Genomic DNA, 17,756 nt, shown 5'->3' with positions numbered 1-17,756 from the left:
ACCATTCACGACCGCTCGGCCCGGGAAGAGGGCGAGATGGTCGCTGTCCTGCGCGGATGCGTCAACATGCGACGACTCCCGCCGCGATACGAGAGTGGAGACGAGGTCTCGACTGACGCATCGCGACGGGAGTCGTCGCGGGGTGGGGAAGGGATCAGCAGGTCTTGGCGGCGAACGCCTCCGTGACCGTCGAGCCCGAGACCGTCGCCTGCACCTCGCCCGCGGCCACCGCGGCGGCACGGGTGCTGAAGGTCACTGTCTTGGTCTGGCCCCCGGCGAGGTCGACCACCTGCGTGCCGTAGGCGGACGACACCGTGACGCGCACGGCATCCGTGCCGGCATTGGACACCTTCACCGTGAGCACGACCTTGCCCGCCACGCAGCGCGTCGACAGGTCGAGTCCGATGCCCGGGGTGACGGTGACCGTCGCCGTGACCGGCATGCGCGAGGCGTCCTGGGCGACACCGCGCACCGTGAACGTGCCGGCGGTCGCGTAGTCGGCGGGGTCGACGCCCTCCCACGCGACCTCGACCGTCGTGGTGTCACCGTTGGCCGTCGTCAGCCTCGCCTTCGGCAGCACGGGGGCGGTGCCCGCGCGGGTGGACGCGGCGATCGGGGCGACGTCGGTCACCGCGATCTCTGGCGCGAAGCCCTCCAGCACCGTCTGATACTCGGCGCGCGTCACCGGGAGTACCGTGCCGTGTCGGGGCTTGCCGCCGTCGCTGTTCTGCGGCAGGTTCGCGCGCAGGGTCGAACCGAGCGCCTGCCACGATGAGCCGTCCGTGATGTCGTCGGAGCCGAACGGGATGTAGTGGTTCGGTCCGCCGTGGTACGACGGCTGATCGATGAACAGATACCACGAGTGGCCGTTCACGTCGCCGGGGTTCGCGGCGAAGATGTTCGGTCCCTCGCCGCTGGAGTACGTGCCGCCGGGTTCGCCGTTGGGCAGTCCGGTCGCGATCTTCTCCTTCACGAGGGTCCACTCGTCGGCGCTGCCGCTGGTGCCGGGGAGCGAACCGCTGATCGTGGCGAGCAGATCGGTCGACTTCTCCTCACGGATCGTCATCGACGCCTCGTCCTTGGTGAAGCGGTAGTACACGCCGTCTTCCTCGGCGACGGTCGAGTCGATCAGGCCGAGGCCCGTCCCCCGCCGCACGTCCGACCAGATCTGCGGCTCCGAGAACGTCACGAAGTCATCGGTCGTGGCGTACATCATGCGGTTGTAGGTGACGGCGGTGCGGGTGGAGGCATCCGTCGTCGGGTAGAGGTTCGACGCCCAGAAGACGACGTAGCGCTGGATCTCGTCGTCCCAGTACGCCTCCGGCGCCCAGGTGTTGCCCGCATACGCCGACGACACCTGCACGTGGCGCTGCGCGGACCAGTTCACGAGGTCGGTGGACTCCCACACCTCGATGTACTGCGATCCCGAGATCTGCGCGGTCGAGAAGCCGCCGGCCAGGCCGTCGATCTTCAGGTCGGTCGCGAGCATGTAGAACTTGTCGCCCTCGTGCGAGCGGATGATGAACGGATCGCGCAGACCCTGGGTGCCCTGCGTCGAGGTGAAGATCGGCTCGCCGCCGTTCAGCGTGTTCCACCGCAGCGCGTCGTCGCCCTTCGAGGCGGCCAGGCTCACCCGCTCGGCTCCTGCACCTTCGCCGGTGAAGAAGGCCCAGACGTAGGCCTCGGGGTCGGCCTCGTCCGCCGGTTGCGGGCGCACGGTCAGCGCGAAGGTGCGCGTCGCCGTGGCGTCGCCGACGGATGCCTCGACCGAGAGCGTCGCGGATGCCGACGCCGCGCCGGCGGCTGGGCGAGTGATCGACACGGTTGCGGATCCGTCGCGCACGCCGGTGCGAAGAGCAGCGGACGCGGATCCTGTCGTGACGCTCCAGCTCAGAGCCGATCCGTTCGCGCCGGTCGTCGGCACCGAGAACGACGCCCGGATGTCGTCGGTATCGGCCACCGTGACGGCAGCCAGATCGGCGTCGACCTTCGCCTGGTCGGAGAGCTCTGCGGGTACCGTGACCGTGAACGTCCGGGTGGTCAGCGCGCCGCCGACCGTGAACGTCGCGGTGAGGGTGGCCACGGCATCCGCCGAGCCCGGAGCGGGGCGCTGCACGGCGGCCGCACCGCCGGTGATCTGCACGGCAGGGCTGTCGGAGGCCCACGAGATCGCGACGCCGCTGGTGGTGGTCGGCAGGGTGAACGCCGTCGTCGCGGTCGACGGGACGGTGACCGAGGCCACGGCCCGATCGAGCGCCTGATCCGTGAAGAGCTGCTGCACCTGCGTGGAGCTGAGTGCGCTCTCGTAGACGGCGAAGTCGTCGACGTCGCCCGCCCAGCCGGCGTCGTTGTAGGTCGAGCGTCCGAGATAGCCGACCAGGGTCGAGCCGAACGACGACACGTCGCGTCCGATCGTGACCGACGAGATCTGCGCGCCGTTGACGTACGTCGTCAGGGTGCCCGCGGTGCCGTCGATCACGCTCGTGTACAGCGACATCCCGGAGGGAGTGCGCGCCCCCGTCGTCGCGGCATTCGTCGCACCCGCACCCACCTCGGTGCCCCACGGGGCGCCCGCATTGGTGCCGTTCGTCACCACCGACTTCACGTAGCCGCTCGGGTTGGCCGGGTTGAGCAGCCAGTAGCCGCTCGAATAGCTCGCACCCGATGCGACCGGAGCGCCGATGAACGCCGCTGCCGTGTTGGCGGGGCCTGTGCGTCCGCTCAGCCAGGTCGACACCGTCAGCGTCTTCTTGCCGACGAGCCCCGCGGTCGGGATCTCGAGATAGCCCGCGCTCGACGCGCTCCCCCCGGGCAGCGACAGCTGCCCGTTCTCGATCTTGGCGCCGTTCTGCCTGATCGTGGCGTTGTAGCCGTTGCCGGTGGCGTCACCGACCGTCGTGCCGGAGGCGGCATCGAACGTGTAGTGGATGAGAGGCGTCGGCCCCTCGGCGGCGACCGAGGCCGTGTGCGTCGACACGGCTCCGATCGCCACCACGGTCGCGGCGGCGGCGGCCACGGCCGTCGCCTTCCGGATGCTCCGGGTGAACAGACTCGTCATGGTCATGTCTCCGATCAGTTGCAGGTGCCGGCGGCGATCGGGGCGGAGCCCGTGAAGGTCAGCCCCTCGGGGCCGCTCGCCTTCACCGTGATCGTCCCGGCCGGGACGGCCGCGAGACGGGTGGTGAACGACGTCGAGGTGGACGCCCCTGCGGCGAGGGACAGCGTCTTCGCGCCGTAGGGGGTCGTGACCGTCACGGATGCCGCGACCGCCGCCGTGTTGTGCACGGTGACAACGAGCTGGGCCTTGCCGAGCACGCAGCGCAGGCTCGAGGTCGTGGTGACGGTCAGCGTGCTGACGGGAACCTCTGCGGAGGCCGAGGTGGTGACCAGGCCGTCACGGTATCCATCGTAGGTCGCGGTGACGGCGGTGACCTCGGTGGGGATGTCGACCGCGGCCGTGCCGTCTGTCAGGGCGACCGTCGCGCTCCAGTCGCCGCCGGTGAAGGTGACGGTACCGGCCACGTCGCCGCGGTCGGCCGCGGTGACGGTCGCCGTGGCGCGGTCGCCGTCGATCTCGAGCGCGGTGGTCGAGGAGACGGCCTCGATCGAGGTCCAGTCGTGCATGGCGGTGAGCACGGTCTGGGGGACGCTGACGAAGGCGCCGTGACGCGGGCTGGCCGGGAGACCGCCCGCGGGGCGGACGTTCCAGGACGAGCGCTGCGAGAGGCGGTCGGACTGGCGGCTCGACGCGATCTCCGCGCCCGTGGTGAGGAAGGCCCGGTAGCCGCCCGCGCTGTAGTTGTCGACGAGGAAGACGTAGCCGTCGCCCGAGGTGTTGTTCGGGTCGCCCTCGTTGAGCTTGATGATCTCGGGGCCCTCGCCCGCCTGACCGGTCTCGAGCGTCGTCATCCGGGTGTCGGTGAGCTGCCAGGTCGTCGTCGGGTCGGCGTTCCAGTTCGACGATGTCGTCGGTGCGGTCAGCACGGTCGAGCGCTCGAGGAAGATGTCCTTGCCGGCTTCGAGCGTGCCGGCGGCGCCGGACTCCTCGTTCTTGGTGAAGCGGTAGTAGTAGTCGCCGATCTTGGTGACGGTGGAGTCGATGCGCGCGTAGCCGGTGTCCTGCCAGCTGGTGGGCGGGTAGGTGAACGTCTTGAAATCGCGGGTCGTCACGTAGAACATGCGCGCGTATAGGTTGTCGCTGTTCGTGTGACTCGCGTCGGAGTACATCCGCGAGGCGAAGAACACCACGTACGACTCCAGGTCATCGTCCCAGTACGCCTCGGGCGCCCAGGTCATGCCCGCCTCGGGCTTGTTGATCGTGATGCCCGTGTTCTCGCCGTTGGTGCGCGTCCAGGAGACCATGTCGGTCGACTCCCAGACCTCGACCTTGAGGCTGCCCTGCGACTGGGCGGGGCCCCAGCCGGTGCCGCAGCTGATGCAGAGGTCGGTCGCGATCATGTAGTACTTGTCGCCGTCGTGCGAGCGCAGGATGTACGGGTCGCGCAGACCGGTGGTGTCGGCGGTCGACGTGATCACCGCCTTGCCGTCGTTCACGGGGGAGAAGGTGAAGAAGTCGTTGCCGCTGGTCGCGGCCTGGTAGATCTTCTCGTCGCCGTCCGACTTGAAGTACGCGCTGGCGTACCCGGCATCCGGGGCGGTGCGGGCGTGCTCGGCGATCGTCACGGTGAACGCGCGTGACTGGGTCGTGCCGTTCAGTGTGGCGCGGGCGGTGAGGGTGACGTCGCGGTCACCCGTGCCGTACGCCGGGCGCTCCACGATGCCGCCGCCGCGGTAGGGGTCGGCCGCGCCGACGGAGGGGGCGACGTAGGTGGCATCCGTCGCGGTGACCAGATCTTCATCCGACGAGGACCAGGTGATGGTCGAGCCGTCGACAGCGCCCTTCGTCACCAGCGCGAGGTTCTCGGTGGTGCGCTCTGACAGGTCGATCGCGTCGAGGTCGGCCGAAGCGGATGCCGCGGCCACGGTCACCGTGAAGGTGATCGGCGATCCGGACGCGGGGGTGGCCGTGATCGTGACCGTGGTGTCGGTCGAGATCGCGCGCGAGACCACGCCGGTGTTCGAGATCACCGCGGTGTCGGACGACGACCAGGTGAGGGCCACGCCGTTCGAGGATGCAGGGAAGGTGAGGTTGCTGCGCACCGCGTCGAGGGTGGCGTTGGCTCCCGTGATGACGGGGAGCAGATCACCGCGGAGCAGTGCCTGCGTGGTCGCCGACTTCTCCGACGAGGTCGGCATGCTCGCCGTCACCTGGTCGGCGGTCAGCGAGGTGTCCCAGAACCGCACGTCGGTGACGTCGGCGGCGAGCAGCGCGTCTCCCGTGTAGAGCGAGCGGCCCAGGTAGCCGAGGGTGCCGGTCGCGGGGACGATGGAGCTGAGGGTGGAGGAGTGGGTGGTCGTCGAGATGACCTGGCCGTTGCGGTACAGCGTGAGGGTGTTTCCGCTGCCGACCATCGTGAGGGTCGTGAAGCCGGGATTGAGCCCGCCTCCCGCGGGCAGCCGGGTCTCGCCGTTGCCGGTGGGGGTCTTGACCCGGATGCCGGAGAGCACCTGGTTGCTGTAGCCCCCCTCGCCGGAGCGCGGGTTCACGAAGACGTGGTTGCCGAGCGCGGTGGTGTTCCACGCGCCGACGCCGTCGCCGATCACCCAGCCGAACTGATTCGCCGCGGTCTGGGTCGCCACGGTGTACTCGACCGTGAAATCGTTGTCGGCGCCGGTGACGAGGCCCTGGGGGAGTGCTGCGTAGCCGTCCTTCCTGAAGCGCAGCACATCGTCACCGCCGGCGTCGACGAAGGACGCGTCCGTGAAGCCGGTGAGGGTCGCGTCGCGTCCGTTCCCCGACACGTCGAGCAGCCTGGTGCCCGTGTGCGACATGTCGTAGTGCGCGGTGGGCGTCGGCACGTCGGCGGCGAACGCCGCTGAGGGGGCGAAGGCGCACAGCGATGCGGCGAGAGTCCCGACGATTCCTGCGGCCATCAGCCGCCTGCGCGTGGGTGGGGAGGGGCGGGACGCGCTCATGGCGGGATCTCCTGTCGTCGTTGACTGATGCTCCGCTGAATGCGGTCATCCGGGGGGCGCCCTTCGGGTGGGCTCCTCGGAATGTTAGCGGACACATCCCCGGAAATACAGGGGTCCGCAAAAAACCGGGAGCGGGAGCCTCTCGGTCGCCTGTCCATACTTGACGCGCCGCGGGCGGAACCGTAGGGTATCGATGTTCCCGCTAACAATCTGGGGACGGCTGCACTCCACTGGGGGAGTGCGCCGGGCAAGGGCGCCCACGCAGTTCCTGCCCGATGCCTGAAGCGAACCCGACAGCCACAGGCTGATCATCGATTCGGCACGGTACCCGCCGGCCGAGGAACTGGAGAGACCACCATGAGCAAGAAGAGCCTGGCCGCGCGCTGCGCCGTCGGAGTCGTCGGCGGCCTGATGCTCGCCGGTGTGGGCGTCGCCGCCTTCGCCGACCCGAGCGAGAACGGAACCGGCGACGTCGATGTCACGGTCGACATCGCCTCCACCGAGACCGGCGCGTTGAGCCTCACCGTCGCAGGAACCGAGACCTCGCTCACCGAGACCGGGTCGACCGCCTCGTTCCGTCAGTTCACCGGCGCCCTGCCGAACGTCACCGTGACGGACACCCGTGAGGATGTCGATCCCGGGGTGTTCTGGTACGTGACCGGGCAGGCGAGCGACTTCGTCGGGGCCGCAGGCCAGCCGAGCATCACCCCCGACCACCTCGGCTGGACCCCGAGCATCGTGACCGCGAACGACGGCGAGGTCGCAGAGGGCGACACGGTCGGCACCTCGATCGACGGCGGCGCGAACGGCGTCGGGCTGGTCGGGCAGGAGCTGCTCGCCCTCGCCCTCGATTCGGCTGATGCGCAGGCGACTTCCGGGCAGTGGACCGCGACCGCGAACCTCGTGCTGAAGACCCCGGTCACCGTCGCACCTGGGTCGTACACCTCGACGCTCACGCTCTCGCTGTTCGAGGACTCGTACTGAGCACCTCCTCCGCCGGAGACACGATGATCACCCACCCCCGCACTCGGACCGCGCTCGGCGCTGCAGCTCTGCTCGCAGTGCTCGGCAGCCTGGTGCTCCCCACGGCGGCGATCGCCGCTGAGGCGCCGGGCGACGCGGTCTCGTGGTCGGTGTCTCCGGCGGACACCACGGGCGAAGACGGTCGTGTCGCGATCGAGCACGAGCTGGACCCCGGCGAGAGCGTCGACGAGCACGTCGTGGTACGCAACCTCGGCGCCGGGGATGTCGTCTTCGCGCTCTCCGCTGCGGACGGCTTCTACACGGAGGCCGGCAGGTTCGACATGCTCGCCTCCGACCAGGAATCGACGGATGCCGGCAGCTGGATCGCCATCCCGGACGAGGTCGAGATCCCGGCCGGCGGCTCGGCCGTGATCCCGTTCACGATCACCGTGCCCGAGAACGCGGAGCCCGGCGATCACGCAGCGGGGGTCGCGGCGTCCGTGATCTCGGTCAAGACCGACGCCTCGGGGGCGACCGGTGTCGGCGTCGAGAGTCGGGTCGGGGTCAAGGTCATCACGCGCGTAGCCGGTGAGATCGCGCCGGCCTTCGCCGTCGGCAACGTGCAGACCGACTTCCGGGTCGACCCGAACCCGTTCGAGGCGGGAGAGCTCACCGTCACGTTCGAGGTGGAGAACACGGGGAATGCACGGATGGATGCCGCAGGCAGCCTCGACATCGCCGGCCAGCAGGTCGCCTTCCCGGCCGACGGTCAGCGCCCGCAGGTGCTGCTCCCCGGCGAGAGGCGCTCGTTCACGCTCACGCTCACGGGCGTCTGGCCGCTCTTCCTCGTCTCGGGCGATCTGACGGTCGCGCCGGTCGCCGCATCGCTCGACGGAGAAGCGCTCGCCGTGGAATCCTCGACGACGTCGGTCACGGTGTGGGCGATGCCGTGGCCGCAGCTGCTCGTGGTGGGCGGCGCCGTGCTGCTCGTGCTCGCGCTGCTCTGGAACCGCATCCGCTCCCGTCGCCGGGTCGAGACACTGATCTCGCAGGCCGTCGAGCGCGGTCGCGAAGAAGCCCTGGCCCTCCCGGCCGACGAACGAGAGAAGGTCGCCGGATGACGTTCCCCCTCGCCCTGATCGACGACGCGGATGCCGATGTCGGAGGCGGCGTCGGCGGCGTGCAGATCCACGTCGAGATCGCGCCGCTCAGCACTCCGCCGCCCATCGACGGCCTCGCCGGTACCGGTGCGGATCTGCCGATGCTGCTGATCGCCGCCGGTGTCGCACTGCTCATCGTCGGGGCGATCCTCCTCGCGCGACGGGTTCGGAGGCGATCCGCCGGCTGACCTCTTCTTCTCGGCCTGCGGGGCCGACCGAATGCCGTCCCGGATGGCATCCGGCGAACGCGCCCCTCGCGCACTATCGTTGTACCGTTCGCGGTCATCGTGCGAAGGGGGGCTTCCATGACCACCGATTCCGCATCCGGCGGCGCGTCGCGCAAGCCGAGCATCTACGACGTCGCCGACCGTGCGGGCGTCTCGCATATGACCGTGTCGCGCGTGCTCAACGGCCACCCGAACATCCGCGCGTCCACCAGGGACAGAGTGATGAGGGCGATAGACGAGATGCACTTCACGCGCAGCTCGATCGCCCGCGCCCTCGCGACCAACCGGGCGATGCGCATCGGCGTGATCGTCGACAACCCGGGGTTCTACGGCCCGAGCAGCGTGCTGCGGGCGATCGAGGTCGCCGCCAGGCAGAACGGCTACGCCGTGAGCAGCTTCTCGGTGGGCGATGCCGATGGTCGCCGGGTCGACGCCGGCGTCGTCGAGCTCGTCACCCAGGGTGTCGACGCCCTGTGCGTGATCGCACCGCGCGCCTCATCGCTCGACCTGCTGCGTCAACAGGCGATCGCGCTGCCCACGCTGGTGGTCAAGGAGGAGCCGGACGAGCAGATGCACACGGCATCCGTCGACCAGAGGGCGGGGGCGACGGCAGCGGTGCGTCATCTGATCGACCTCGGGCATCGCACGATCCTGCACATCGCGGGTCCTCCCGACTGGTTCGATGCGAAGGCGCGCACCGAGGCCTGGCAGGCGGCGCTCGAGGCGGAGGGGCTCCCGGTCGTGCCGCCGCTCATCGGCGACTGGTCCTCCGACTCCGGATACGAGTTCGGCCGCGAGCTCGAGCTCGGCGATGCGACGGCGGTCTTCGTCGCCAACGACCAGATGGCGCTCGGGCTCATGCACGGGCTGGCGGAGCGGGGCATCCGTGTGCCGGAGGACGTGAGCGTCGTCGGGTTCGACGACGTGCCGGATGCGCGGCACTATCAGCCCCCGCTCACCACGGTGCGCCAGCACTTCGCGCTGCTGGGCGAGGTCGTGATCGGCGAACTGCTCGCCGCGATCGAGGGCGAGCAGACCGAGGAGCGCGAACTGATCCAGCCCGAGCTCCGCGTGCGCGCCTCGACCGCCGCCCCTCGGGCCTGAGCTCTCCACCGCCCGCCGCGTCGCGAACGCGAGGCAGGAAGGGACGCTCGGCGCGCGGTCGGACGAGACTGTTGACGTCGACACACGCCATCCCTATGCTCATTGTTACCGCTCACTGTTGACGTCAACACACTCTGAGGACAGACGATGAAGTCGAAGAGAACCATTTCCGCGCTCGGGATCGGCGTCATCGCCGCCGGCATGCTCGTCACAGGGAGCCCCGCGGCCGTCGCCGCCGCCGTCCCGCTGACGATCACGCCCAACCCGGCATACGCCTCCGAGCCGTTCGAGGGATGGGGGACCAGCCTCGTCTGGTTCGCCAACGCCACCGGCGGCTATCCGGATGACGTCCGCCAGGACCTCCTCGACAAGGTGTTCGGCGAGGACGGACTCAACCTCAACATCGCCCGATACAACATCGGCGGAGGCAATGCCACCGACGTGCCCGGCTACCTGCGCCCCGGCGGAGCGGTCGACGGCTGGTGGAACCCTGACCTGGCCAGCTCGACCTACGCCGACCGGGCCGACTACCGGGCGGCCTGGGATGGCGACGACCCGGCGAGCTACGACTTCGATGCAGATGCCACGCAGCGCTGGTGGATCGACGCACTCAAGGACAAGATCACCCACTGGGAGGCGTTCAGCAACTCCCCGCCCTATTTCCTCACCCAGAGCGGGTATGTGTCGGGGGGCATCGGCAACGGGAACAGCGAGCAGCTGGCGCCGGCCGATATGGAGGCGTTCGCGGACTATCTCGTCACGGTGGTCGAACGCCTCGAGCAGGAGCATGGGATCGACTTCGAGAGCCTCGACCCGTTCAACGAGCCGAACACGAACTACTGGTCCACGACGCTGGGCGGCAACGGCTGGCCCACATCGGCGAGCCGTCAGGAGGGCGCCCACATCGGGCCGGCCGCACAGGACCAGATGATCAAGGTCCTCGCCGCGCGGCTGGCGGAGGAGGGCACCACCACTGACGTCCCGATCTCCGCGATGGACGAGACCAACCCGGGCATCTTCGCGACCAACTGGAACGCGTGGAGCGACGAGGCCAAGGATGAGGTCGCGCAGCTCAACGTGCACACCTACGGCACCTCTGGCCGACTCGTGGTGCGTGACATCGCGAAGAGCGCAGACAAGCCGCTCTGGATGAGCGAGGTCGAGGGCGACTGGGACGGCACCGGGTACAACCTCACCAACATCGAGAACGGTCTCGGCATGGCCGGCCGGATCGTCGACGACCTGCGCGAGCTCGAGCCGAGCGCCTGGGTCTTCTGGCAGCCGGTCGAGGACACCTACAACATGGAGAAGGTCGAGAACAAGAACTGGGGTTCTGTGTTCGTCGACTTCGACTGCAACGCGGATGGTGACTCCGAGCGACGCATCGCCGACGGCGAGGCCGACCCGAGCTGCCAGGTGCAGACCAACGCGAAGTACAACACCGTGCGCAACTTCACGCACTACATCCGGCCCGGTGACGCGCTGATCCCGACCGACAACACGCAGACCACCGCCGCGGTGGATGCCGACGGCGACGGTCTCACGCTCGTGCATGTGAACTCCGAGCCCGCCGAGCGTCGGATCACGATCGACCTCTCGCGCTTCGGCACGATCGGCGCCGGTGCGACGGTGACCCCGATCGTGACGACTCAGTCCACGACCGAGGATCCCGAGAGCAACGCACTCGTGCAGGGCGACGCGGTGGCTGTCGATGCCGCGAACCGCACGGCGACGATCACGGTGCCCGCGAAGTCGGTCACCACGCTCCTGGTCACGGACGTCTCGGGTGCCGCGGACTCCGCCACCGCACTGCGTGACGGGCACAGCTACCAGCTGTTCGGTGTGCAGAGCGGCAAGGCTCTGGCTGCGAACGGCGCGGCGGCGGTCATCCGCACCTCCGCCACCACGGCGTCCGCCGCGACCGCGCAGACCTGGACCGTGCAGAGCCTCGCGGGCGAAGGCACCGATCGTCATCGGTTCGCCCTGCGCGCGGGCGACGGCCGCTATCTCGCCGAGTCCGGTGGTGCGGTGACCGTCGTCACCGCGAGCGCTGAGGAGGCGGCATCCGATCCGGCCCTGCAGTGGATCTCGTCGACCACCGACGGCAAGACCTTCTCGATCCTCAGCGTCTCGAATGAGCGGGTGCTCGACGTCAACGGCCAGAGCAGCGCCGACGGCGCGAGCGTGGGACTGTGGACGTCGAACGACGGGTCGAATCAGCGGTGGACCCTGGCCGACACCGAGATGCTCTCGGTGAAGGATGTCGCGACGGGCACCGCGACCGGCATCGCCCCCACACTGCCCGCCGCCGTCACGCTGGTGTACCGCGGCGGCGTCGAGCGCACGGCTGCGGTCTCGTGGGCGACCGCGGGGGTCGACTGGTCCTCGCCGGGCACCCGCACCGTCGTCGGCTCCGGTACCGACCTGTTCGGCGCCTCTTTCCAGGCGACCGCCAAGATCGAGGTCGGCAGCGTCGGCTTCACCGAGCCTGTGTCCGTCACGACCTACGCCGGCGCGCCGCTGGCCACCGTGCAGGCGTCCGCTCCCGGTACCGTGCCCGCCATGGTCGGCGCCACCGATCAGCGGATCGACCGGGCGGTCACCTGGAACTGGGACGGCATATCGACCGCGTCGTTCGCGAGCTCCGGGGTGGTCACGGTGCCAGGAACCGCGCAAGCGCCCGGCGGCGCCGCGCTGACGGCGACGCTGTCGGTGATCGTCACCGAGCCGACCGCGGCGAACGTGGCACCGGCGAGCACGGCATCGGCGACGTTCACCGAGAGTTCCAGCTACAGTGTCGACCGCACCAAGAACGGCGTGACGACCGACAAGGGCTGGTCGAACTGGCGCTCCGGCACCAAGAACGCGCAGGACACCCTGACCTACACGCTGGCCGCGAGCTCGACCATGCAGAACGCGAAGGTCTACTTCTACAAGGACGGCTCGTCGAACACGTGGCCGCAGTCCCTGTCGGTCGAGTACCGCCTGGGGACCGGGTCGTGGACGTCGCTCGGGTCGGTCGAGGTGCCCGTGCCCGCCGACGGCTCGGCCCCGGTGGTCGAGGTGCCGATGAAGGGCGTGCAGGCGGATGCGGTGCGCGTCGTGATGAACGCACGCTCCGCGACGCACCTGGTCGTGTCCGAGGTCGAGCTCTCTGCCTCGGCGCCAGGCGTCTCGACGGTCGCCGTGCTCGCCGCGGTGTCGCTCGACGGCATGCCGTTGGCCGGCTTCTCATCCGCGACCACCGAGTACGAGGTGCCGTGGGCAGCGGGCGAACGTCCCGTCGTGCGCGCCGTCGCCGTGGATCGTGCGGCGTCGGTGCAGGTCGCGCAGCCGGATGCCGACGGTGAGGCGGCGATCGTGGTCACGGCGCCGTCGGGGGCGACGCGCAGCTACACGCTCACCTTCGTGGAGGCGGCGGAGCCCTCGCTCAGCGCCACCGTCGCGAGCACCGTGCGCTGCGTCGCCGGCAAGGCGCAGCTGGTCCTCTCGGTCACCAACACGGGTGACGTCGCCACCGATATCACCGTGACGACGCCGTACGGCACGAAGTCGCTCGTCGGGGTCGAGCCGGGTGCGCGCTCGGCGGCGATCGCGCAGGCCACCCGGCTCGCGTCGTTCCCTGCGGGCAGCGTGCAGGTGGACCTGGCCGCGGATGTCGCCGGCACCCGTCTCACCGAGCGCGTGCAGGTGGCGTACCTGCCCGGCTCCTGCGGCTGATCGTCGGAACAAGAAGGCCCTGCGGACGCTGTCCGTGGGGCCTTCCCGCGTCTCGGAGGTCGGCGGAGATAACCATCGACGCCGAGAAATGTTTCCGCTAACATTCTCGTGAAGTCGCGCTGAGGCGACTCGCACACACCGAGGACTCATCGATGACGCTGCCTCCCGCTCCCTTCGTCTCCCCGCGCACACGCCGTACCCGTGGGCGCCGTTCCGCCGTCGCCGGGCTCGCGCTGAGCGCCGTCGTCGCCTCCTCGCTCGCTGCCGTGGCCCCGGCATCCGCAGCGGAAGACGAGCATCTGCAGCTCCGGTACGCCTTCGACGAGACGTCCGGCACGACGGCGCACGACAGCTCCGGAAACGGCCGCGACGGTGTCATCGCGGGTGGGGCGGCACTCACCGGCGGCGAGGGCATCTCCCTGGACGGCGTCGACGACCACGTGGCACTGCCGGCGAACGCGCTCGCCGGGCTCACCTCGATCACGGTCAGCACCGAGGTGCTGGTCGCCCCGGCCCAGAAGACGGCGTACATGATCTGGGCGATGGGCAACACCGATGCCGCGGGTGTCGGCAACGGCTATCTCTTCGCGACGGGCGATGCCTACCGGGCCGCGATCGCCGCAGGGAACTGGTCGACCGAGCAGGGCGTGAACAGCGCGGCGAACCTCGCCCGCGGTGTGTGGAAGACGCTCACCTACACGCTCGATGACGCCACCGACACGAGCCGGCTCTACCTCGACGGGGTGCAGGTCGCCCAGAACACCGGCGTCACGACCACACCCGCCCAGATCGGCTCCGGCGTCACCGCGGCCAACTACATCGGGCGCTCGGTCTACTCCGCCGACAAGTACCTGCTCGGCAACGTGCGCGACTTCCGGATCTACGACGTCGCGCTCTCGGCCGGCGAGGTCGCCGCCCTGGTCGCCGACGACGCCGTGCGGGTGCAGCGAGACCGCGCCGCACTGAGCATCGGCGACACCGGTGCAGTGACCGCCGACCTCGTGCTGCCCGCTGCCGGCGTGAACGGCGCGGCCGTGACCTGGTCGTCGAGCGATCCCGAGATCGTCTCGGATGCGGGTATCGTCACGCGCCCCGCTGCCGGGCAGGACGATGCGGCGGTGACACTCACGGCGACCCTGAGCCGCGGCGGATCCTCGACCATGAAGGAGTTCGTCGTCACGGTGCGGGCGCAGCCGGGAGCGGATGCCAGGGCGCAGGCCGACCTCGATGCGATCGTGATCCCCGGCGCCGCCGACATCCGCGGCAACATCACCCTGCCGGCCGACGGCTCGGTGAACGGCTCGGCTGTCACCTGGAGCGCCTCGCCCGCAGGCATCATCACGACGGAGGTGCAGGACGGCAAGGCCCCTGGCGTGGTCGCCCGCGGTGCCGCCGACCAGCAGGTCGTGCTGACCGCGACCGTCGCGGGAACCACCGCGACCCGCAGCATCCCGGTGACGGTGACCGCCGCGCCGGAGGGACTCGACACCGACTACACCGCCGGGTACCTCTGGACGCACTTCGCGACCGAGGGGGGATACGAGAAGATCTTCCTCGGGTACAGCCAGGACGGCCTCCAGTGGTCGAAGCTCAACGACGACGCCGCTGTTCTCGCGAATCTGGCCGGTGACCTGGGCGTGCGCGACCCGCACCTGGTCCGCGCCCCCGAGGGCGACAAGTACTGGATCATCGGCACCGACCTGCACGCGGAGGGCGGCGGCGCCGGCGGTTCCGGCTGGGACCAGCTCAACGCCAGCCAGAACATCGTGGTCTGGGAGTCGACCGACCTCGTGAACTGGAGCGACCAGCGCATCGTCTTCGCCGGGTTCGACCAGGCGGGATGCGTGTGGGCGCCGGAGGCGACCTACAACGAGGCGACCGGCGAGTACTACGTGTACTGGTCGGCGCGCGATCGCAGCGAGAACGGCACCGATGACTGGGCGCTGCGCGTCTACCTGACCAAGACGCGCGACTTCGTCACGTTCTCGGAACCCGAGGTCTGGCTCTCGCTCAACGAGCAGGGCGACGGTGCCGGCGGCACGAACATCATCGACACCACCATCGCCGAGGAGGATGGCATCTTCTATCGGTTCTCGACCTCCGACTGGCAGACCGTGGTCGACACGGCCACGAGCCTGGATGGCCCGTGGACCCGCGTGATCGATCGCGGCGAGGCCGCGGCGCACGGGCTCAAGGCCTCGATGGAGGGACTGACGGTGTACCGGTTGCCCGACGGGCGCTGGGCGGTGATGGGCGACCAGAACGGTTACTACGCCCACGTCGCCGACTCGCTCGCGAGCCTCGACTTCACCCAGCTCGCCGTCGGTACGGGCGCCGACCAGTACTCCTTCGACAAGGCGTTCCGGCACGGATCGGTGCTCCGGCTCTCGGCGCAGGAGCAGGAGCGGGTGCTGGCCGCCTACGGCGATGACCCGGTCGAGCCGGAGCAGCCGTCGGAGGAGGCGATCGCCGAGTACACGTTCGACGACGGCACGCTCCAGGACTCGGTGGGGGCGGCGGATCTGACCGCATCCGGCACCGCGGCCGTGGTCACGGATGCGGAGCGTGGCAAGGTGCTCCGTCTCGACGGATCGACCAACGGCTTCGCGTCGTTCCCGCAGGGCTTCTTCGATGGCCGCAGCACCATGACGGTGTCGATGGACGTGAAGAGTGAGAAGTCGAGCGGCAACTTCTTCACGTTCGCGTTCGGCAAGGACTCGAACGCGTACTACTTCCTCCGGGTGCGGGGCGCCGACGTGCGCAGCGCCATCACGAAGGCGTCGTACCAGAACGAGTCGGCGGTGACCGGTTCGGTCTCCTCCGGGCAATGGCACCACTACGACCTCGTCTTCGACGGAACGCGGATGACGGTGTACGTCGACGGCGTGCGGCTCGGCGAGAACGCCGCGCTGAACACCACCGTCGACGGTCTCGGGAGGAACCTCCTCGGCTACCTCGGCAAGTCGATGTACGGTGCCGACGGCTATTTCCAGGGCTCCTTCGACGACGTGAAGATCTACAACCGGGCGCTCACCGCATCCGAGATCCTCACTCAGGCCGGGGCGTTCGACCAGCTCACCGGCATCTCACTCGCGGATGCATCGGCGCTGAAGCTCGACCCGATCGCCGACGGCGCTGACCGCACCGCGCTGCTGCCGCTGGTGAAGGGCACGGACGTCTCGGCTCTCGCCCCGACATTCACCGCTGCCGCGGGGGTCACGGTCTCCCCGGCGTCCGGGACCGTCGTCGACCTGTCGTCGCCGGTCGAGTACACGCTCACCGCGCCGGACGGATCGGAGGCGATCTGGACGCTCACCGCCCAGATCGTGAATTCGCCGGTGCTCGACGGGCTGTACGCCGATCCGAACATCGCCGTCTTCGGCGACACCTACTACATCTACGCGACCACCGACGGACATGCGGGGTGGGGTGGCAAGGACTTCTACGTCTGGTCGTCCCAGGACCTCGTGGACTGGACCCGTTCGGAGCAGCCCTTCCTGACCCTCGACGGAGCGAACGGCAACGTCCCCTGGGCGACGGGGAACGCCTGGGCGCCGACCATCATCGAACGGGGCGGCAAGTACTACTTCTACTTCTCCGGCCACAACCCCACCTATGACCGCAAGACCATCGGGGTGGCGGTCGCCGACAGCCCGGTCGGTCCCTTCGTCGCCCAGCCGACGGCGATGATCGTCAACAACGAGTCCGTCACGTCGGGTCAGGCGATCGACCCGGCGGCATTCCACGATCCGGTCACCGGCAAGTACTACCTCTCGTGGGGCAACGGCAGTCCGGTCATCGCCGAGCTGAACGACGACATGGTCTCGATCAAGGCGGGCAGCTACCAGCGGATCAGTGGGCTGACCGACTTCCGCGAGGGCGTCTTCCTCAACTACCGCAAGGGTCTGTACCACCTGACCTACTCGATCGACGACACCGGATCGGAGAACTATCGCGTCGGCTACGCGACGGCCACGAGCATCAACGGGCCGTGGACGTACCGCGGTGTGATCCTGCAGAAGGACCCCTCTCTGGGGATCCTGGCCACGGGGCACAGCTCGATCATCAACGTGCCGGGCACCGATGACTGGTACATCGCCTATCACCGCTTCGCGATGCCGGGCGGAGACGGGCAGCACCGCGAGACGACCATCGACCGGGTGACGATCGGTGCCGACGGCCTCTTCCAGACCGTGCAGCCCACCCTCACCGGTGTCGCGGCACAGACCGTGGGTGCGCGGCTCGACGTCACCGCCACGGCGGCCACCCGCTGTGTGGCGGGCAAGCTCACGCTCGTGGTCACGGTCGCGAACGGTTCGGATCGGGCGGTGACGGCGTCGATCGACGGCGCCTACGGGAGCAAGGACGTCACGATCGCGGCCGGCAAGTCGACGTCGGCGACGTTCGCCACGCGGCTCGCGGCGATTCCGGCGGGCACGGTGACGGTCGCCGCAACCGCGGAGGGAGCCGTGGATGCGTCCGTGACGGCGACGGTCGCCGCCGCGTCCTGCCGCTGAGCGACCGCACCCGACGACCGGGCTCCGCC

The 17,756-nt window shown here is 69.4% G+C and carries 8 protein-coding genes; 6 read left to right on the top strand and 2 right to left on the bottom strand.

Translation table 11 applies throughout. The annotated features are described in order from the left end of the window. Nucleotides 1-154: 154 nt before the first annotated feature. Nucleotides 155-3,064 (bottom strand): immunoglobulin-like domain-containing protein, encoded by a 2,910-nt coding sequence (locus tag KZC51_RS00450; RefSeq protein ID WP_247628055.1) that lies wholly within the window; start codon nt 3,062-3,064, stop codon nt 155-157. Between the two features lie 8 nt (nt 3,065-3,072). Further along, nucleotides 3,073-6,036, bottom strand: a complete 2,964-nt coding sequence (locus KZC51_RS00445) for an immunoglobulin-like domain-containing protein (RefSeq protein WP_247628054.1) — start codon at nt 6,034-6,036, stop codon at nt 3,073-3,075. A 357-nt stretch (nt 6,037-6,393) separates the two neighbouring features. Between KZC51_RS00445 and KZC51_RS00440 the strand changes: the two genes are divergently transcribed. From KZC51_RS00440 to KZC51_RS00415, 6 genes are all read left to right on the top strand, one after another. Continuing rightward, complete coding sequence (locus tag KZC51_RS00440) at nt 6,394-7,020, top strand: hypothetical protein (RefSeq protein ID WP_247628053.1); 627 nt, start codon at nt 6,394-6,396, stop codon at nt 7,018-7,020. Between the two features lie 23 nt (nt 7,021-7,043). Then, nucleotides 7,044-8,120 carry a COG1470 family protein gene (locus KZC51_RS00435; protein ID WP_247628052.1) on the top strand — a complete coding sequence of 359 codons (1,077 nt, stop codon included), beginning with the start codon at nt 7,044-7,046 and terminating at the stop codon, nt 8,118-8,120. Then, a complete protein-coding gene (locus KZC51_RS00430; protein WP_247628051.1) occupies nt 8,117-8,347 on the top strand; it encodes an LAVTG motif-containing sortase-dependent surface protein in 231 nt (76 codons plus the stop codon). The genes KZC51_RS00435 and KZC51_RS00430 overlap by 4 nt, the downstream gene beginning before the upstream one ends. A 117-nt stretch (nt 8,348-8,464) precedes the next feature. Continuing rightward, nucleotides 8,465-9,490, top strand: a complete 1,026-nt coding sequence (locus KZC51_RS00425) for a LacI family DNA-binding transcriptional regulator (protein WP_247628050.1) — start codon at nt 8,465-8,467, stop codon at nt 9,488-9,490. 147 nt (nt 9,491-9,637) lie between these two features. Beyond that, entirely contained in the window at nt 9,638-13,210 is a 3,573-nt protein-coding gene (locus tag KZC51_RS00420; RefSeq protein ID WP_247628049.1) for a glycoside hydrolase, read from the top strand. Nucleotides 13,211-13,362: 152 nt separating this feature from the next. Next, nucleotides 13,363-17,727, top strand: coding sequence for a family 43 glycosylhydrolase (locus tag KZC51_RS00415; RefSeq protein ID WP_247628048.1), 4,365 nt, complete (start codon nt 13,363-13,365; stop codon nt 17,725-17,727). The last annotated feature ends 29 nt before the right edge of the window (nt 17,728-17,756 follow it).

The organism is Microbacterium croceum (assembly GCF_023091245.1).
Classification (GTDB): domain Bacteria; phylum Actinomycetota; class Actinomycetes; order Actinomycetales; family Microbacteriaceae; genus Microbacterium; species Microbacterium croceum.
This window is presented reverse-complemented; position numbering and strand designations above follow the sequence as displayed.